Source organism: Streptomyces sp. NPDC006385 (assembly GCF_040612485.1).
Classification (GTDB): Bacteria; Actinomycetota; Actinomycetes; order Streptomycetales; family Streptomycetaceae; genus Streptomyces.
On sequence record NZ_JBEXQG010000006.1, the window covers coordinates 122021 to 140275 of the forward strand.

The window sequence follows — 18255 nt, forward strand, 5'->3', positions numbered from 1 at the left end:
AAAGGCCCCTCAGTCCCATTCCAGGCCGCCGCGCCGCCATACGTACGCGTACGCGACGAAGACGGTGAGCACGAAGAGCAGCATCTCCACGAGCCCGAAAATCCCCAGGGCGTCGAAGGTGACGGCCCAGGGGTAGAGGAAGACGATCTCGATATCGAAGATGATGAAGAGCATCGCCGTCAGGTAGTACTTGATCGGGAAGCGCCCGCCGCCGGCCGGCGTGGGGGTCGGCTCGATACCGCACTCGTAGGCCTCGAGCTTGGCCCGGTTGTATCGCTTCGGACCGATCAGCGTGGCCATGACCACGGAGAAGATCGCAAAGCCTGCCCCGAGGGCTCCCAGTACGAGGATGGGCGCATACGCGTTCACCGCTCCTCGCTCCTCTCAGTCGGCACTGACTGCTGGCGGTTGCACTGGGCTCACAGCCGCCTCACCAGTTCCACGAGCCCCGCTGGTCCCGGCGAAGATCGAGAACATGTGAAGCAGGTCACAAGCCCAACTGCCTCGCATCTTATGCCCGCCGCTCTGTGATCTGCGACACGGGGTATTGCACAAGCTTTGTGATCTCCACCACCTGACGAAGGATCATGAAGCCGGATGAGCGGTGATCTTCACACGAGAAGCGTCCAGGTGATCACCAGAGGTGACATTTTCGCTCGTCGCCGCAGCTCGGAGGGGGCGTCTCAATATCAAGAGAGTTCTCTTGCATGCAAATTGGCGCTGGACCGGACGGCTTGATAATGGAGCGCGTTCACACATCAGGGGGAGACGCGAGGGCAGATGTGGACGCGTGCACGCGTTCACGAGCGACACCGGGCGGGAACGGGCACAGGACGCGCACGAGGCCGTAATCGTTGCGTGACCTCCGCCACATCGACAAGCGGGTCCAAGAACCGGGCTTGGCCACCGGTCCCAACAAGTGGTAGGCGGAGGGCAATTCGGACTTAATGATGAAAGACCGTGATCACGGGCCGAATGAACGGCGTCCGCAATGTCCGTTACGGCGTCAATAAGGAGCGGCGTGCCGAGAATTTGGGGCGGCGATTGAACAACTGTGGCGCAGGCCACGTTTCTTGAAGGTATGGAGGAGCCCCTGATACCGGTTGTTCTCATGTCCCACACCGCTCACATACGTAGCCACCGGAAGCCCCGCCGCAACGCGTCGACGACCATCGCGATGCGCGCCGGAGTTACCGGTGGCGTCCTCAGCATGGCAGCGGCGGGTGCGTCGGCCACGGCGAACGCCGCCGAGCCGGTGACCCAGACCATCGAACTGCCCACCCTCACGGGTGACCTGGCGGACCAGCTCGCCCAGTCCGCGGACGCCACTCAGCTGGCGGCGGCGAACTACGAGCTCGACGCCGAGCGTGACGCGGCCGCCGCCAAGGCGGCCAAGGAAGCCAAGAAGGACCTCGCCGAGGCGAAGAAGAAGGCTGAGGCCAGGAAGAAGGCCGAGGAAGCCCGTAGGGCCGCCGCCGAGGCAGCCGCCTCGCGCTCTGCCGAGCGGGCCACCCTCTCCGCCTCCGCCTCCGTCGGCACGAGCGTGTCCGCCCCGGCGAGCGGCAGCGTGGCGACGGTCATCTCCTTCCTCAAGGCGCAGGTGGGCGACGCGTACGTCATGGGTGCCACCGGCCCCAACGCGTGGGACTGCTCCAGCCTGGTCCAGGCCGCGTTCAAGCAGGTCGGCGTCGACCTGCCGCGGGTCTCGCAGGACCAGTCGATGTCCGGCACCGACATCCCGCTCTCGCAGATCCAGGTCGGCGACATCCTGTACTGGGGCGGCAAGGGCTCCGCCTACCACGTGGGTGTCTACATCGGGAACGGCCAGTACCTGGACGCCGCCAACCCGTCCAAGGGCGTCGTCATCCAGGACCTTTCCGGGTACCCGGCGTCGGGTGCCGTGCGCGTGCTCTGAGCCGTACGGTGTTCCGAAGGGCCGCAGCCGCTCGGGGGCAGCGGCCCTTCTGCTTCATCCCAAGTCGAAGGTGTTGGGCAGGCCCAGCCTGTGGCGCACCTCGTCGACGCGCTTCAGCGGCTCCAGCTCCGGGGGCCGGTACAGCTCCCAGATCCGGCAGCGCTCGGCGTCCGAGTTGTCCGCGTCCAGGAGGGCGTTGACGGCCAGCCGGGCGGACTCGTTGGCGCCCTCCATCGTGGCCAGGTCCACGTCCGTGCGGACGTAGTCGCCCGCGAGGAAGAAGTTCGGGACCTTCGTACGGGCCGTGGGGCGGTCGTAGAGGGTGCCCGTGGGGTGGATGAGGAGCTGTTCGCGGTTCTCCGGATCGGGGCCGCCCAGGCCCGTCACCGCCGGGTCCATGAACCAGCCGAGGCGGTCCTCGTCCCGGAGGGTCGTCTTACCGGCGTCGTTCAGCCCGTCCTTCAGCTGGGCCCAGAGTTCGGCGACGACCTCCTCCTTGGTGCATTCCTTGGCCGTCTTGCCGTACAGGATGCCGGGCTTGTCCCACTCCGAGATGATCACGGAGAGGCAGTCGTGGGCCAGGCCGTCGCCGTAGTCGCGCGAGAAGTCCCGTCCGTCCCAGAACTGCGCCTGGCCGACGGCGGTCACCGACCAAGGTGAGTCGAGGCAGTTGACGTGGCCGTGCACGACGGGTGTGGGCGTGCGCAGGTAGAACATCACGCCGGTCATCCAGTCGGTCCGTAGGGCGTCGCAACGCGCGAGCTGCGGGTCGGCCGCGCGTAGGGCCGGGCCCCACGTCGCGCGCGCGTGCTCGACCGGCAGGGCGCAGACGTAGTGGTCGGCGGTTACCGTGCGTTCGTCGCCGCCGTCGCCGCCGTCGCGGGCGGAGACGCGGACGCCGGTCACGCGGCGGCCGTCATGGAGGACCTCGCGCACCTGGGTGCCGAGGACGAACTCGACGCCGAGGGAGCGCAGGTGGGCCTCCCAGGGGTCGATCCAGGCCTCGCTGGTGGGGGCGTTGAGGACGCGGTCCACGTCCGCGTCGCCGTCCATGCCTCGGCCGAGCAGGCCCCACAGGAGCAGGGCCTCGATGATGACGCGGCCGACGGTCCGGGTGGACGCCACCTCCGCGCGCGTGGCGACGAGGTTGCGGGTCTGGCCGATGCCGAGGAGTGTCCGGTACTCCTCGCTCATCTCCCCGGCACGGATGAAGTCCCACCAGGGCACCTTCTCCCACACCTCTTCGCGGCGGGCGTCGCAGCTGGTGAGGTGGACGAGGAGGCGGCCCGCGAAGTAGGCGGCCTCATGGGCGGGGAGGCGGGTGCCGAGGTCCAGCGCCGAGAGGACCTGGTCGCGGATCCAGCTGGGCGTGAGGTCGCCGGGGCGGGGCGGGGTGGTGACGCGGCGCAGCGGGAAGTGCAGGTCGGGGCGGCCTCCGGCGCGGGCGAAGAGGGCCTCGGTGCCGCTGACGAGGTTGTCGTGGACGCCGTTGGTGTTGCCGGGGACGGGGATGCGGCGCATGGTGTCCGGCAGGTTCCGGTAGAAGCCGGGGAAGAAGCGGAAGCCGTGCTCGGCGGGGAGGTCGGCACGTCCGCCGGCCGCGGTGCCCGGGACGGGCATCGAGCGGGCCTTGCCGCCGAGGGCGTCGTAGTACTCGTAGACGGTGACGGCGTAGCCGCGTTCGGCGAGTTCGTGGGCGGCGCTCAGGCCGGAGACTCCGCCGCCGAGCACGGCCACACGTGTGCCGGCCGCGGCCTTGGCGCTGCCGGCGGGCCATAAGGCGAGGGCGCCGGCCGCTCCCCCGGTACCGGCCAGAAAGCGTCTGCGGGTGTGGCCGGATCTCGCGTGACCTGTCTTCTCCTGGGGCTCGTGGGCGTGTTCTGTTGTCATGATTCCCGGAGGGTAGGGAGGGGCTCCGCAGGTCGGAAGCCCCATTCCCGGCCACCCACGGCATCCTCACAACCACAGGGAGAAACAGAATGCCAAGCGTGTTCGTCCAGGGCAGGCCCGTCACGTCGTATCCGCCGCTCGCGCCCGACGCCCGGCGCGGGTCGGTGCGCAGGATCACCGAGGTGGGCGAAGAGGTCCTGCACAAGCCGTGCCGGGACGTGACCGAGTTCGGGCCCGATCTCGCCGCGCTCATCGACGACATGTTCCTGACGATGTACATCGCCGACGGGGCGGGCCTCGCGGCGAACCAAGTAGGCGTCGATCTGCGGGTGTTCGTGTACGACTGCCCGGACGACGACGGGGTCCGGCACGTCGGGCACATCGTCAACCCGGTGCTGGAGCCGCTCGACGCCTCGCGCAGAAGGCTCCTCGACGACAGCGAGGGGTGCCTGTCCGTCCCGGGTGCGGTGATGGGCGTACCGCGTCCGGACCGGGCCGTGGTGCGCGGTTTCGACAAGGACGGCGAGCCGCTCGTGATCGAGGGCACGGGGTACTTCGCGCGGTGCCTCGCGCACGAGACCGATCACTGCGACGGGCAGGTCTATCTGGACCGGCTCTCCAAGAGGGAGCGGAAGGACGCGCTCGGGCAGATGGCGGACCGGCGGGAGAAGGTGTTCGCGCGCCGGGCCGCCAACATCGAAGCCCTCAGCGCCTGAGCCGGTGCCTGAATGAGCGCCTGAGTGAGCGCCTGAGTCGCGGTTGTGACCGCGCTCCGTGACGGCGCGCTGTTCGCGGATCGCTGCCTGCCTGACGGCTTTCAGCACGGCCATCAGGCAGGCGGCGCCTGACACGCGAGACGGCAGTCACGCGGCGGACCATCGTGCGCACACCTCTGTCTCGATCCTCATGCGGGGGCCGGCCTCGATCTTCATGCGGGGGCCGGCGAGGCCGCACACGAGCATCGAGGCGGCCGGCCGGATCTCGCCGAAGGCGCGGCGCAGGACCGGCCAGCAGGGCTCGAAGTCGTCGCGGTCGGGCAGCAGACAGCGCACCCGCACCACGTCGGCGAAGGTGCACTTCGCCTCGGCCAGCGCGGCTTCGATGTCGCGCAGGCACTGCTCGGCCTGCTCCACCACGTCATCGGAGATCGTCATGGTGGTGTAGTCGAACCCGGTCGTCCCGGACACGTGCACCCAGTCGCCGTCGACCACGGCACGGGCACAGCCGATCTGCTCCTCGAACGGGGAGCCGCTGAGGATCGCGCGTCGCCCTGTCATGCGCCGAACGCTGCTTCGCCGCCTCCCTAGCCTGACCGTCCCTTCCCGACCTGCTGCACCCCCCGCCGACGAGACGGAGTCAAGGTGCGTGCCGGTGAAGTCCGAGTGGCGCGGAGTGCTGGTGTGCCAGGGTGGCTGTGGGGCGGGTGCGTACGCGTATCCGAACCGTAGGAGCGTTTCGACCCGGGGCAGGAGCGGTGACGATGGCCATGCGGGCGGTTCCACTGGTGGGCGGGCCGGTGGAGTTACGGGGTGCGCTGGACCTGGTGACCACGCAGGCAGGGGTGATGCCGCGCCGGTTGCCCGCGTGGACGAAGGAGCAGTACCAGGACCCGTCGGTCTACGGGGTGACCGTGATGCCTTCGGGAGTGCGGCTGGTGTTCCGCACCGATGCGCGCGCACTGGAGCTTGAGGTTCTCACTTCCACCGGCCAGCTCGACCCCGACCCCCACCCCCGCCCGACCGGGATGCTGGAACTGCTGGTGGACGGCGCCCTGGCAGGGTGCCGGCAGGCGCCGGTGGGCAATGTGCTGCGGATGGCGCGGCCCGGGGCCGCGCAGCGACTGATCCCGGGTGAGCCGGGGACCGTACGATTCGCCGGGCTGCCGGCCGGCATGAAGGACGTCGAGCTGTGGCTGCCCCAGCAGACCCCCACGGAGCTGGTCGCGCTGCGCGCTGACGGCAAGGTGCTGGCACCGCTGCCGGACGGGCGGCGCCGCTGGGTGCACCACGGCAGCTCCATCAGCCACTGCATCGAGGCCGACGGCCCGACCGGGACCTGGCCTGGAGCGCCGGTGCGTCCCGCGGCGAATGCATGGGTTCCTGGACACGATCCGGGACGGGCACCCGGACACCCCGCTGCTGCTGATCTCCCCGGTGCACTGTCCGGCCCTGGAGGAGGCCCCCGGCCCGACCGCGACGGGCCCGGACGGGAGGATCACCGCCCTGGGCGACCCGGCCGATGTGGCCCGTGGGGCGTTGTCGCTGACGGTGGTCCGTGCCGAACTGGCCCGGATCGTGGCGGCACGGCGGACGTACGACCCCCACCTCCACCATCTCGACGGACACGAGCTGCTCGGCCCGGACGAGGCAGCCGACCTGGCCGACGGCCTGCACCCCACGGCCGCCGCGTACCGCCGGATGGGCAAGCGCTTCGCCGCCCACGCCTTCGCGAACGGCGGTCCCTTCCGCTGAATGATGTGGGCTCCGCACCCGCACCGATGTGGAGCCCCCGAAGACCTGACGGCTTGGCGACCCGGCAACCCCGTGCCGCGCCGGCCGGTCAGGCCGGTCAGGCCTTCGGCGCCACCTTGCTCAGCCCGTTGATGATGCGGTCCATCGCGTCGCCGCCGGTCGGGTCCGTGAGGTTCGCGAGCAGCTTCAGCGTGAACTTCATCAGCAGCGGGTGGGTCAGGCCGCGCTGGGCCGCGATCTTCATGACCTTCGGGTTGCCGATGAGCTTCACGAAGGCGCGGCCCAGCGTGTAGTAGCCGCCGTAGGTGTCCTTCAGGACACGCGGGTAGCGCTGGAGGGCCAGTTCACGCCCCGCGGGAGTCGAGCGGGCGTGGGCCTGGACGATGACGTCGGCGGCGATCTGGCCGGACTCCATGGCGTAGGCGATGCCCTCGCCGTTGAAGGGGTTCACCAGGCCGCCGGCGTCGCCGACGAGCAGCAGGCCCTTGGTGTAGTGCGGTTGGCGGTTGAAGGCCATGGGGAGCGCGGCGCCGCGGATCGGGCCCGTCATGTTCTCCGGGGTGTAGCCCCAGTCCTCCGGCATGGAGGCGCACCAGGCCTTCAGCACCTCGCGCCAGTCCAGTTCCTTGAAGGAGTCGGAGGTGTTGAGCACACCCAGGCCGACGTTCGACGTGCCGTCGCCCATGCCGAAGATCCAGCCGTAGCCGGGCAGGAGGCGGTCCTCGCCGGGGCCGCGGCGGTCCCACAGCTCCAGCCAGGACTCCAGGTAGTCGTCCTCGTGGCGCGGCGAGGTGAAGTACGTGCGGACGGCGACGCCCATCGGGCGGTCCTCGCGCCGGTGCAGGCCCATCGCCAGGGACAGGCGGGTGGAGTTGCCGTCGGCGGCGACCACCAAGGGCGCGTGGAAGGTGACCTCGCGCTTGTCCTCGCCGAGCTTGGCGTGGACGCCGGTGATGCGGCCGGTGCGGTCGTCGATGATCGGGGCGCCGACGTTGCAGCGCTCGTAAAGGCGGGCGCCGGCCTTCTGGGCCTGGCGGGCGAGTTGCTCGTCGAAGTCGTCGCGCTTGCGGACGAGGCCGTAGTCGGGGAAGGAGGCGAGATCCGGCCAGTCGAGCTGGAGGCGCACACCGCCGCCGATGATCCTGAGGCCCTTGTTGCGCAGCCAGCCGGCCTCCTCGGAGATGTCGATGCCCATCGTCACCAGCTGCTTGACCGCGCGCGGGGTCAGGCCGTCACCGCAGACCTTCTCCCTCGGGAACTCGGTCTTCTCCAGCAGGAGCACATCGAGGCCGGACTTGGCCAGGTGGTACGCCGTCGTGGAGCCGGCCGGCCCCGCGCCGACGACGATCACATCGGCGGTGTTCTCGGTGAGCGGCGAGGAGTGGGGCTCGGTCACGACGGTCACGGCTGGATCTCCCCGGGTTCGAAATCTGCGTGCCGACCGGCACTGGACATGGGCAGTCTATTCAGCAGAATTGATCACCCGGCTGAAGGGCTGCCCTGTGAACCGAACCCTCCCCGTAGTACGGCTGCGTGTGCCCACCGACGAGGACGCGGTCGCCTGGCACCGGGTCTTCGCCCACCCGGATGTCATGGAGTTCCACGGCGGCAGGGCCGCGGAGCTCTCCGTCTACGAGGAGCTCACCGCCCGCCAGCGGCGGCACGACGCCGAGCGCGGGTACTGCCTGTGGACGATGCTCGACGAGAACGAGCAGGTCATCGGCTTCACCGGAGCCCAGCCGTGGGAGCGGGACTGGGGCCCCACGGGCGAGATCGAGATCGGCTGGCGGCTCGGGCGGGACCACTGGGGCAAGGGGTATGTCACGGCGGCCGCGCAGATGACGCTGGAGCGGGTGCGGGCGACCGGGGTGGCGAGCGTGGTGGCGATGGTCGACGCCCGCAACGAGCGGTCGATCGCGGTGACGCGGCGGCTGGGGATGCGGCTCGCGGAGGTGTTCAGCACACCGGATGCGCGACAGCGGGGGCACTGCTACCGGCTCGACCTGTGACACCGAGGACGGCGAACACGCTCCGTAATCGACTGTTACGGAAAGGTACTTGACGCTTCCGGACGGCACCCCGGGCGGTTACCCTGCCAGTACCGCTGGGGGTGACATCTGTGCGCCTGACACCCAAAACGCCCGAAGTGCGCGTACCGAAACTCGTCGGACTGATGGCCATGGACGCGCGCGAGGAAGCGAAGTCGCACGGCCTGCTCCTCGACGCACCCGACCGGCCGGACTTCCCGCTCGTGGTCGTCGACTACGTCGTACGCCAGTATCCGCATCCCGGTGCCGAGGTGCCGCGGGACTCGATGGTCTACGTCTGGTTCGAGTTCGGTGAGGGCGGGGGCGAGGGCGGCGGAGGCGTACGTGAGCCACGCGTCCCGCGGCCGCCCTCGGGCGGACCGCAGCGCGAACTCGACGAGCCCGGGGACCCGTACGTCGTCGTCAGCCCGGCCTGAAGCCGGCTCAGCCCTGCTTGAACCCGCGGTGCAGGGCCACCACCCCGCCCGTCAGGTTCCGCCAGGCCACCTTCGACCAGCCGGCCTTGCGCAGGTGCTCGGCGAGGGCCGGCTGGTCGGGCCAGGCGCGGATGGACTCGGCGAGGTAGACGTACGCGTCGGGGTTCGAGGACACCGCGCGGGCGACCGGGGGCAGGGCGCGCATCAGGTACTCGGTGTAGACCGTGCGGAACGGCGCCCAGGTCGGGTGCGAGAACTCGCAGATCACCACCCGGCCGCCGGGCCGCGTCACCCGGTACATCTCGCGCAGGGCGGCGTCGTAGTCCTGGACGTTGCGCAGCCCGAAGGAGATCGTCACGGCGTCGAAGGTGTCGTCCTTGAACGGCAGCCTCGTCGCGTCGCCCGCCGTGAACGGCAGCCAGGTGTGCTTGCGCTTGCCCACCTGGAGCATGCCGAGGGAGAAGTCGCACGGCACGACGTAGGCGCCGGTCTGCGCGAAGGGCAGCGAGGAGGTGGCCGTGCCGGCCGCCAGGTCGAGGACCTTCTGCGCGGGGCGGGCGTCGACGGCCCTGGCGACCTCCTTGCGCCATCTGCGGTCCTGACCGAGCGACAGCACGTCGTTGGTCAGGTCGTACCGTTCCGCCACGTTGTCGAACATCGAGGCGACTTCGTGCGGCTGCTTGTCCAGGGATGCGCGGGTCACGGGCCCATTGTGGCAGTACGGCCGCACGAGGTCGCAGTACGCCCCACTTCCTGAGGGTGCTGTCAGCGCCGTCGGTACACCAGGCGCCCGGCGACCACCGTGGCCACACACGTCCCGGCGCCTCGCTCGGCCAGCTCCGTCTCGTCCCGTACGTCGAACACGGCGAACCGGGCGGCGGATCCCTGCTCCCTCGGCGGCGCGAACTCCGCCGGCATCCCGCAGGCGTACGGGTCGAGGGACGCCGCACCGTCGGGCCGTCCGAGCCGGCCCACCACCCCCAGGCCGGAGCGGTGCACGGCGTCGCGCACCGCGCGGTTGCGCATCGACTCGCAGGCCGCCGCGACCGTGCCGTGCGCCAGCATCCGCTGCACCCCGCGCCGGGCGCTCGCGCCCCAGCGGGCATCGTCCATGGCGAGGGCCGCCAACGCGTCACCGGTCAGCGGCTCGGTGCCCAGCTCGTCGGCTTCGCGCGGATCGGGGTGGTACGTCTCCTCAAGCAGCTCCGTGCCGTACAGGTTGACGAATCCGGGTGTCAGGATGCCCGGCCACTGCCGCACCCGCGCCCGCGGATGCGTCGCGACCAGCTCCGCCAACCGCCCCGCCTCGGCGATCCACGCGCCCTTGACGGCGAGTGCCCGACCCCGGGAGTCCGCGTGAATCGTCAGCACGGCTACGTCAGTTGGAGGCGAGGATCTTCAGCTCGGGATGCGCCGTGCCGCCCTCGATCGCCGTGGACGAGATGTGGGACATGACGCGCTCGTCGACGGGGTCGTTCGCCGGGTCGTCGTGCACGACGAGGTGCTCGTACGTCGTCGACCGCTGGGCCGGGACCCGCCCCGACCTGCGGATCAGGTCGATGATCTCCATCCGGTTGGAACGGTGCCTGGCACCGGCCGAGGAGACCACGTTCTCCTCCAGCATGATCGAGCCCAGGTCGTCGGCGCCGTAGTGCAGCGAGAGCTGGCCGACCTCCTTGCCGGTCGTCAGCCAGGACCCCTGGATGTGCTGGATGTTGTCCATGAACAGCCGCGCGATGGCGATCATCCGCAGGTACTCGAAGATCGTGGTCTGCGTACGGCCCTTCAGATGGTTGTTCTCGGGCTGGTAGGTGTACGGGATGAAGGCCCGGAAGCCGCCCGTGCGGTCCTGGACGTCGCGGATCATCCGCAGGTGCTCGATGCGCTCGGCGTTGGTCTCGCCCGTGCCCATCAGCATGGTCGACGTCGACTCGACACCCAGGTTGTGCGCGATCTCCATGATCTCCAGCCAGCGCTCACCGCTCTCCTTCAGCGGGGCGATGGCCTTGCGCGGCCGGGCCGGCAGCAGTTCGGCGCCGGCGCCCGCGAAGGAGTCCAGACCGGCCTCGTGGATCCGGGTGATGGCCTCTTCGACCGACACCCCGGAGATCCGGGCCATGTGCTCGACCTCGCTCGCCCCCAGGCTGTGGATGACGAGCTGCGGGAACGCCTCCTTGATGGCGCGGAAGTGCTTCTCGTAGTACTCGACGCCGTAGTCCGGGTGGTGACCGCCCTGGAACATGATCTGGGTGCCGCCCAGCTCCACGGTCTCGGCGCAGCGCCGCAGGATGTCGTCCAGGTCGCGGGTCCAGCCCTTGGCCTTGTCCTTGGGGGCGGCGTAGAAGGCGCAGAACTTGCACGCCGTCACACAGACGTTCGTGTAGTTGATGTTGCGCTCGATGATGTACGTCGCGATGTGCTCGGTGCCCGCGTAGTTGCGGCGGCGTACGGCGTCGGCGGCGGCGCCCAGGGCGTGCAGCGGGGCGTCGCGGTAGAGGTCGAGGGCCTCTTCCGGGGTGATCCGCCCGCCGTCCGCGGCACGGTCGAGGACGGACTGGAGGTCGGCCTTCTCGGTCACCGGGGCGTCCCTTTCGTCAAGGGTTGTGGACAGACCCGACCAGCCTACGCCAGGCGTTTCGGGTCACCGACGTCAGGCCGCGAACGCGCCGATGAGCAGTCCCACGAACGCCCCGCCGATCAGGAACGGCCCGAACGGGATCGCCGTCCTGCGCCCGGCCCGGCGCATGAGGACGAGCGTCCAGCCGTACAGCGCCCCGAACAGGAACCCGGCGAAGGTGCCGAGCATGACCGTGGGCCAGCCGTACCAGCCCAGCACCGCCCCCGCCCCGAGCGCCAGCTTCACATCGCCGAAGCCCATGCCGCCGGGGTTGATGCGGTACAGCACGTAGTAGCCGGCGCCGAGCGCGAGCGCGCCCCACAGCGCGGTCGGCCAGTCCCCGGCGTGCTCGGGCACCAGCGCGGCCAGGCCGAGCAGTACGAGCGCGGCGCCCGCGAGCGGGAGGGTCAGCGGATCGGGCAGCCGGCGCACCCGGAGGTCGACGACCGCGAGCAGCACCCCGACGGGCGCCAGCAGCAGCCAGACGCCCACCTCGGGCCGGGTGCCGGTGGCCGCGGCGAGGGCGGCGCAGACGAGGGCGGTGACCGCGGCGAGCGCCCGGGCGCCGGGGCCGTACGACGACGCACCGCTGCCGCATCGCCCGCACCGGGCCCGACCGAGCCACCCACGGATCGGATGTCCGCCCGGGCACCGGTCCCGCCACTCCTCCTCCACCGGAACGGAGAACCGGTAGGCGGCCCGAGGCAGGACCAGGCCCGCTGCCGCACCCCACAGTGCGGCGACGAGGACCAGCGAGGCGATGCTCATTCCGTCGCGCATTCCGTCGCGCTCACTCCGTCGCGCTCATCCCGATGCGCTCACGATGGTCGCCCGCCTCCGTACGCTCTCGGATCCCACGCGATCACTGCCAGAGCCTCCGCACGCTATCAGCGGCACATAAACCCCCTCAAGGGGTAACTCCGGGCGCTCGGACGCCAGTTGTCCACAGAGACAGATGTGCCGATTCACCCCGAGTGCCCATCGAGGTCTGTTTCGCGCCCGCGAAGTGATCAGTAAAGTGCCGGGGGTACAGCAGTCGGCGCGACACGGGGGAAGGCAGCAGTGCGCACAGTCAGGGCATACGGCATACACAGGACCCGGCACTCCCTACCCGACCGCATCGGGCGCCTGCTTCTCACCCTCTGCGCCCTGGCCGCCCTGTTCGCAACCGCCACCGCCCCGGCCGAGGCGGCCACCACCGGCACCGCGGCCCAGGCCGCCCACCTCGCCGACCGCCTGCGTGCGCATCCGGTCCACATCACGGACCAACTCCCCCGCGAGGTCCCGCAGTCCACGACCCCCGCCTTCGCCGAGGTGGCCGAGCGCACCGGCGTACCGACGTACGTCCTGGTCCTCCCGAGCCAGAGCGCCGGCGACCCGGGCCTGCTCACGGCGGTCCATGACCGGCTCGGCCGGGACGGGCTGTACGTGCTGCTGGACGAGTCGACGGTGACGGATGCCCAGGCATTCGGAGTCCGGGCACCCGCGGACGACGCCCTGACGGTCGCCCTCTACGAAGTCGCGTACGACGCAGGCCCCTTGCGCCGCTTCGAGCGCTTCGTCGAGGTCATCAGGCAGGGCGACGAGAAGGCCGCGGCACGGGCGAAGGCGGCTCGCGGGAAGTACCGCGACGACGAGTGGGAGCCCGAGGCCCTGTACATCGGGCCGACCGACCGCAACGACCAGTCGACCCTCACCGGGGTCCTGATCACCGGTGTACCGCTGCTGATCGTGGTGCTGGTTCCGTACGTACGGCGCTGGTGGCACCGCCTCCCCAGAGCCGGCGGGACCACTGCGCCCGACCTGCGCAAGGGCGTCAAGGGCGTCAAGGGTGCCAAGAGCGCCAAGGGTGCCAAGAGCGTCAAGGCGAGCCGCGCTCTGCGCTGGAGCGTCGCCGCCCTGGCCGTCGCCTCCGCCGTCGCGGTCGCCGTGACCGCTTCCCTCGTCTTCGACCAGACCAGGTCGAGCTGGTCTCCCCCACCCAGGGCGATCGACCTCAACGCGCGCCTCGACCGGGTGGCGGAAGGACTCGCACAGGACGCCGTGTACCAGGACCCGGAGAGCCCTCGGGTCCTGGACGCCCGCCGACTGGACCGGCTCCACGACCGCATCGGGCAGTTCGCCCGCTCGGAGGGTGGCGGCCCGGTCTTCGTCTCGCTCGTCCCGCAGTTGACGCAGGACGAGTCCGAGGGCGACGAGGAGGCGTTCGCCGCGGCGGTCCACGACAAGCTGGGCGAGGACGGGGTGTACGTCGTCGCCGACCCGCTGAACGGCTCCATCGACGTCTTCAACCACGGTCTGCGACTGGACAGCATGGCCCTCCTCCTCGACCTGCCGGAGTCCATCGCGGAGGGCGACGACGCGGCCGACGACCACCGCCTGGGCGAACGTCTCGACGCCCTGATGACCGTCCTCGACAAGGCCCCTCGGACGGACGAGCCCGAGACCTCCGGAGACCCGTACCCGGTGACGGACCCCGTCACCGAGGACGACCTGCCCCCACTCTTCGGCGGCGACTTCGGGTCGGGCATGTTCGTGGGCGTACTGGCGGCCGGGCTGGTCTTCGGGCTGGTGGCGGGGGTGCTGGGGATCGTCCGCAGGGTCCTGGGCGGCGGGCGGGCTCAGACGGCCGGCAAGGCGTAGATCGCCGGACCGTTCGTCACCATCAGGCGGTTTCCGGCGAGGGCGATCTGCCAGGTGTCGCCGTGGTACTCGCTGGTGGTGAACGTCCAGCGCGGCTTGCCGGTCCTGGCCTGGAGGGCGACCACGCCGCCGTCCAGGGAGCCGGTGGCGCCGTAGAGGGTCGTGCCCGCCCTGCGGAACGTCTCCGGGCCCTCGACGTCGAGTTCGTCGCAGAGCCAGATCCGCTTGCCGGTCCGGACGTTGACGGCCCAGACACCGTCGTCGTGGTCGCTGACGTACAGCACACCGTCGATGACCGTCGGGTTCTTGAAGCCGCGGCGGCCGTTGGGGGACAGCGTCCACACGGTGTCCCCGGTGTTCACGTCCACGGCCGTGAGCCGGTCGCCGGGCAGGAGGACCAGCCCGCTCGCGACGGTGGGCCGCCAGCTCCAGTCGTCGCCGATCTTCTTGGTCCACAGCTGCCCGCCGGTGGCGGTGTCCCGGACGGTGAGGTTCCTCTTGGAGTCGGTGTAGACGAGGTACTTGCCGGAGGCGGTGCCCTGCACGTCGTAGTCGTCGGTGCCCCAGTCGCGTTTCTGCACCCACACCTTCCTGCCGGTGGTGTGGCTGATCGCGGCGACCGCCGTGCGGTGGTCGGTGGCGCTCTTGGAGTCGCTGTAGTCGGTCGCCGTGACGTACACGTTCTTGTCGTCGATGGCGAGCGTGTCCTCGACGCTCAGCTGCTTGCCGAGCCGGCTGCGCCAGGACTCGTCACCGGTGGTGGCGTCGTAGGCGACGAGGACGCCGTCGTAGTCGCCGTCGGCCAGGAACACCTTGCCGTCGTGGAAGAGGAGCGGGGCGCCGGGGCGGCAGATCTCCGGCCTGGTCCAACTCGCCTTGCCGGTCTTCACGTCGTACGCCACCAGCGGGTCGCCGCTGACCAGGAGCAGGCCGTTGTGGACGAGCAGCGGTACGTCGGGGTTGGTGCTGTCGTCCGCGACCGTCCTGTGCCACAGCGGCTGGGGCGCCACTCCGGCCGGCGGGGTCGTGAAGTTCTCCGCGGCGGGCTGGGCCGCACCGCCCTCGCCGCTCCCCCGCGCCGCTCCGCCGGACGCCTCGGTGCCCCGTCCGAGCCACAACGCCGTGCCCCCGCCCACCACTGCGACCGCCGCCGCGCCGCCGAGAGCGAGCCCGAGGGCACGACGGCGGGACGTGCCCGCGGTGGAACCGGCCCGATCTGAGCCCAGTCGGACCGTGCCGGGTTGCGGGGCGCCGTCACCGGGAGCGGGCGGGTAGCCGTATCCGGGGGTGGGCGTGCCACCCGCGGGGGTACCGGGGGTGCCGTATCCGGGCGCGGGGGTGGCGCCGGGAGGCGTTCCGTACCCCGCCGCCTCCGCCCCCATCGTCGGCGCCGGCCCGAACGCCGCCGCCGGCTGGGGCTGTTGCGGTGCCTCCAGGTCCAGGATCCCGGCCGCGTGCGTGGCGATGGTCGACGCCACCGCCGACGGCAGCCAGTCGTTCAGCGCGCTCTCGACGCCCTGCGGCGCCAGCGCCGTGACGATCTCGGCGGGAGCCGGTCGCCGCGCCGGGTCCTTCATCAGGCAGGCCCGGACCAGTCCGAGCAGCGACGGCGCTACGTCGGTCAGGTCCGGCTCCCCGTGCACGACCTGGTAGAGCAGCGCCGCGTGCGAGGCGGCACCGTCGCCGAAGGCGCTGCGGCCCATCGAGGCGAAGGCCAGGACCGCGCCCAGCGAGAAGACGTCCCCGGCCGGCCCGACGTCCTGCCCCAGGGCCTGCTCCGGCGGCATGTAGCCGGGGGAGCCGACCACGACCCCCGTCTGCGTCATACGGTTTCCGTCCACCGCCCGCGCGATGCCGAAGTCGATGACCCGCGGGCCGTCGGCGGCCAGCAGGACGTTCGAGGGCTTGAGGTCACGGTGGATCAGGCCCGCCGCGTGGACCTCCTGGAGCGCGGCCGCGAGTCCCGCGGCCAGGGCGCGGACCGTGCGCTCCGGCAGCGCGCCGTGCGCGGCGACCACATCGGTGAGGTCCGGGCCGAGGACGTACGACGTCGCCAGCCAGGGCAGCGCGGCGTCCGGGTCGGCGTCCACGACGGGAGCGGTGAAGCGTCCGGAGACCGCCTTGGCTATCTCGACCTCGTGGCGGAACCGGCCCCGGAAGTCGGCGTCCGCCGCCAGGTCCGGGCGGACCACCTTCACGGCGACGGTACGGCCACCGGGCGAACGGGCCAGGTACACCCGCCCCATGCCACCGGCACCGAGTCTGCGCAGCAGTCGGTAGCTGCCCAACTCCCGCGGATCGTCGGGTCGCAGTGTCTCCATGGTGGGCCTTCCCCGTCGTCATGCTCGCGTGAGCAGACACAGTAGTGAGCAGGGACACCACGGTGATCGCCGGGACTCGGGGAGAGGGGGCGACAGGAGAAGCGAGCGGCCGGCCCCGCCGCTACCCGACCTTCGACAGCCGGGCCTCGGGGTTGCCCTCCGCGTCGCTCTCCGAGCGGTACACCAGGTCGTCACCCCGGGGCGTGATCCGGACGGTGTGCGGGGTCGGGTTGCAGCCCTTGTGGTTGGTCTTCCTGCCCACGGACGTCACGACGAGCTCCTTCGCCGTCGCCTTCTCCAGGGTCAGTACGTCGTTGCAGACACCGCCCAGCAGGTCCGTCTGCCGGAGTGTGCCCACCTCCTCGCCCACGTCGGCCTTGTGCACGGTGAGCCGGAAGGTGCCCGCCGGCAGCGCGCCGTCCAGGGCGCCGGCCTCGCCCTCCCAGGTGCCGAGGTAGCGGGCGGGGACGGTGCCCTGGGCCGGGGTGGGGGCGCCCTTGCCCGGCGCCTCGGACGGGGCGGCGTCGGAACCGGCGTTGGTGTCCCGGTCCCGGCCCGGCAGCAGCTCGAACACGAACACGGTCCCCACGGTCACCGCCGCCAACGCCCCGGCCACCGCGAGCGCCACCGTGCAGCTCAGCTTCCGCCCCCGGCCGCCGTCCCCCGGCGTCGAGGCCGCCGCGACGGAGAAGGTGAGCCTGCCCGGCCGGTCGCCGGAGGAGGGCGCCACGTCCCGCGGCCGCGCGTCGCGCGGTTCGGGTACGGCGGCGGACGGCACGGACGCGGGCGTGGACGCCGGCGTGGACACCGGGGCCGGACCGGAGGCGGCGCCCGGCATCACCGGCGGCGGCCCGAACTCCCCGACCGTCACCCGCCCGACCGCCTCTCCCCCGGCGGTCGTCCCGTGCCCGTCTCCGGTCGAAGCCGCGCCCTCACCCGCCGCCACCGAGGGCCGGCTGAACCCCACGGGCCCCGACGGCACGTCCTGAGCCGTCTCCAGGTTCAGCAGCCGCACAGCACCACGACTGACCTGCTCCACCAGCGCCCCCGGCAGCCACCCGCCCGCCACCGACCGAGCCGCCCCGTCCGGAGCCAGCCGCCGTGCCACCTCGCCCGGAGTCGGCCGCGCGCCCGGCTCCTTGGCCAGACACGCCTCCACCAGTTCCCGCACCTCGCCGTCCAGCGGGGCGAGTTCGGGCTCCTCGTGCACGACCTTGTACAGCAGCGCCGCCGACGAGTCCCCGGAGAACGGCGGCCGCCCGGTCGCGGCGTACGCCAGCACCGCGCCCAGGGAGAAGACGTCCGCCGCTCCGGTGACGCCCTTGCCCAGGATCTGCTCGGGCGACATGTAGCCGGGCGAGCCGATCGAGACGCCGGTCGACGTCAAGGACGCCGTGCCGTCCGTGGCCCGTGCGATGCCGAAGTCGATCAGCAGCGGGCCGTCCAGCGTCAGCAGCACGTTCGACGGCTTCACGTCCCGGTGCACCAGCCCTAGCTCGTGCACCGCCGCCAGCGCCTCGGCCAGCCCGGCTCCCAGCACCCGTACGGTGTGGGCCGGCAGCGGACCGTCCGAGTCCGTCACCGCCGCCGCCAGCGACGGACCCGCCGCGTAGGCCGTGGCCACCCACGGCACCGCGGCCTCCGGGTCGGCGTCCAGCACGGGCGCCGTCCAGGCACCGCCCACCCGTCGCGCCGCCTCCACCTCCCGGCGGAAGCGGGCACGGAACTCCTCGTCCAGCGCGAAGTGCGGGTGCACGATCTTGACGGCGACCGTACGGCCGCCCGCGCTGCGCCCCAGGTACACCCGGCCCATGCCTCCGGAGCCGAGCCGGCCGAGCAGCCGGTACGGTCCGACGACGGTCGGCTCGTCAACTCCGAGCGGCTGCATGGCGTCCACCCCTCCCCCGTCGGGTCCCGCGTGGGACTCCTCAGCA

Annotated in this window: 15 protein-coding genes and 1 pseudogene; 6 read left to right on the top strand and 10 right to left on the bottom strand. The window is 71.4% G+C overall.

Translation table 11 applies throughout. The annotated features are described in order from the left end of the window. Window positions 1-9 precede the first annotated feature (9 nt). Window positions 10-369 carry an NADH-quinone oxidoreductase subunit A gene (locus ABZ078_RS06695; protein WP_003974383.1) on the bottom strand — a complete coding sequence of 120 codons (360 nt, stop codon included), beginning with the start codon at window positions 367-369 and terminating at the stop codon, window positions 10-12. Between the two features lie 712 nt (window positions 370-1081). Here ABZ078_RS06695 and ABZ078_RS06700 point away from each other — a divergent pair. Further along, a complete protein-coding gene (locus ABZ078_RS06700; protein WP_356572277.1) occupies window positions 1082-1915 on the top strand; it encodes a C40 family peptidase in 834 nt (277 codons plus the stop codon). A 54-nt stretch (window positions 1916-1969) separates the two neighbouring features. On the opposite strand, the gene ABZ078_RS06705 is transcribed toward ABZ078_RS06700, so the two are convergent. Further along, a complete protein-coding gene (locus tag ABZ078_RS06705; RefSeq protein ID WP_356572279.1) occupies window positions 1970-3805 on the bottom strand; it encodes an FAD-dependent oxidoreductase in 1836 nt (611 codons plus the stop codon). Window positions 3806-3894: 89 nt separating this feature from the next. Between ABZ078_RS06705 and def the strand changes: the two genes are divergently transcribed. Continuing rightward, complete coding sequence (gene def, locus ABZ078_RS06710) at window positions 3895-4521, top strand: peptide deformylase (protein WP_356572281.1); 627 nt, start codon at window positions 3895-3897, stop codon at window positions 4519-4521. Window positions 4522-4668: 147 nt separating this feature from the next. Here the strand turns inward: def and ABZ078_RS06715 are convergent, their stop codons facing one another. Then, complete coding sequence (locus ABZ078_RS06715; protein ID WP_356572283.1) at window positions 4669-5082, bottom strand: RidA family protein; 414 nt, start codon at window positions 5080-5082, stop codon at window positions 4669-4671. 209 nt (window positions 5083-5291) lie between these two features. Here ABZ078_RS06715 and ABZ078_RS06720 point away from each other — a divergent pair. Further along, window positions 5292-6276 (top strand): annotated as a pseudogene (locus tag ABZ078_RS06720) (lipase). A 97-nt stretch (window positions 6277-6373) separates the two neighbouring features. On the opposite strand, the gene ABZ078_RS06725 reads toward ABZ078_RS06720, so the two are convergent. Continuing rightward, entirely contained in the window at window positions 6374-7681 is a 1308-nt protein-coding gene (locus ABZ078_RS06725; protein WP_356572285.1) for a geranylgeranyl reductase family protein, read from the bottom strand. Between the two features lie 97 nt (window positions 7682-7778). On the opposite strand from ABZ078_RS06725, the gene ABZ078_RS06730 reads away from it, so the two are divergent. Continuing rightward, window positions 7779-8285, top strand: a complete 507-nt coding sequence (locus tag ABZ078_RS06730) for a GNAT family N-acetyltransferase (RefSeq protein ID WP_356572287.1) — start codon at window positions 7779-7781, stop codon at window positions 8283-8285. A 137-nt stretch (window positions 8286-8422) separates the two neighbouring features. After that, on the top strand, window positions 8423-8740 hold the full coding sequence (locus tag ABZ078_RS06735; RefSeq protein ID WP_356572289.1) for a PASTA domain-containing protein: 318 nt from the start codon (window positions 8423-8425) through the stop codon (window positions 8738-8740). A 7-nt stretch (window positions 8741-8747) separates the two neighbouring features. Here the strand turns inward: ABZ078_RS06735 and ABZ078_RS06740 are convergent, their stop codons facing one another. From ABZ078_RS06740 to ABZ078_RS06755, 4 genes are all read right to left on the bottom strand, one after another. Further along, complete coding sequence (locus ABZ078_RS06740) at window positions 8748-9443, bottom strand: demethylmenaquinone methyltransferase (RefSeq protein WP_356572291.1); 696 nt, start codon at window positions 9441-9443, stop codon at window positions 8748-8750. 62 nt (window positions 9444-9505) lie between these two features. Continuing rightward, entirely contained in the window at window positions 9506-10111 is a 606-nt protein-coding gene (locus ABZ078_RS06745) for a hypothetical protein (protein WP_356572293.1), read from the bottom strand. Window positions 10112-10118: 7 nt separating this feature from the next. Next, entirely contained in the window at window positions 10119-11318 is a 1200-nt protein-coding gene (mqnC, locus tag ABZ078_RS06750; protein WP_356572295.1) for a cyclic dehypoxanthinyl futalosine synthase, read from the bottom strand. A gap of 72 nt (window positions 11319-11390) precedes the next feature. Then, window positions 11391-12125, bottom strand: coding sequence for an A24 family peptidase (locus ABZ078_RS06755; protein ID WP_356572297.1), 735 nt, complete (start codon window positions 12123-12125; stop codon window positions 11391-11393). Between the two features lie 294 nt (window positions 12126-12419). On the opposite strand from ABZ078_RS06755, the gene ABZ078_RS06760 reads away from it, so the two are divergent. Continuing rightward, window positions 12420-14000: a hypothetical protein gene (locus ABZ078_RS06760; RefSeq protein WP_356572299.1), complete on the top strand. Its 1581-nt coding sequence runs from the start codon at window positions 12420-12422 to the stop codon at window positions 13998-14000. Here the strand turns inward: ABZ078_RS06760 and ABZ078_RS06765 are convergent. Together ABZ078_RS06765 and ABZ078_RS06770 are read right to left on the bottom strand one after the other, a co-directional pair. After that, window positions 13979-16321, bottom strand: coding sequence for a serine/threonine-protein kinase (locus tag ABZ078_RS06765; protein WP_356572301.1), 2343 nt, complete (start codon window positions 16319-16321; stop codon window positions 13979-13981). The two genes, ABZ078_RS06760 and ABZ078_RS06765, sit on opposite strands and share 22 nt — an antisense overlap. A 121-nt stretch (window positions 16322-16442) precedes the next feature. Next, window positions 16443-18209 carry a protein kinase gene (locus tag ABZ078_RS06770; RefSeq protein WP_356572303.1) on the bottom strand — a complete coding sequence of 589 codons (1767 nt, stop codon included), beginning with the start codon at window positions 18207-18209 and terminating at the stop codon, window positions 16443-16445. Window positions 18210-18255: the final 46 nt, after the last annotated feature.

Coding starts and splice junctions, on each gene's coding strand:
- ABZ078_RS06755 (WP_356572297.1), bottom strand. CDS start 12,125: ATGAGCATCGCCTCGCTGGTCCTCGTCGCCGCACTGTGGGGTGCGGCA.
- ABZ078_RS06700 (WP_356572277.1), top strand. CDS start 1,082: ATGGAGGAGCCCCTGATACCGGTTGTTCTCATGTCCCACACCGCTCAC.
- ABZ078_RS06715 (WP_356572283.1), bottom strand. CDS start 5,082: ATGACAGGGCGACGCGCGATCCTCAGCGGCTCCCCGTTCGAGGAGCAG.
- ABZ078_RS06765 (WP_356572301.1), bottom strand. CDS start 16,321: ATGGAGACACTGCGACCCGACGATCCGCGGGAGTTGGGCAGCTACCGA.
- ABZ078_RS06770 (WP_356572303.1), bottom strand. CDS start 18,209: ATGCAGCCGCTCGGAGTTGACGAGCCGACCGTCGTCGGACCGTACCGG.
- ABZ078_RS06705 (WP_356572279.1), bottom strand. CDS start 3,805: ATGACAACAGAACACGCCCACGAGCCCCAGGAGAAGACAGGTCACGCG.
- def (WP_356572281.1), top strand. CDS start 3,895: ATGCCAAGCGTGTTCGTCCAGGGCAGGCCCGTCACGTCGTATCCGCCG.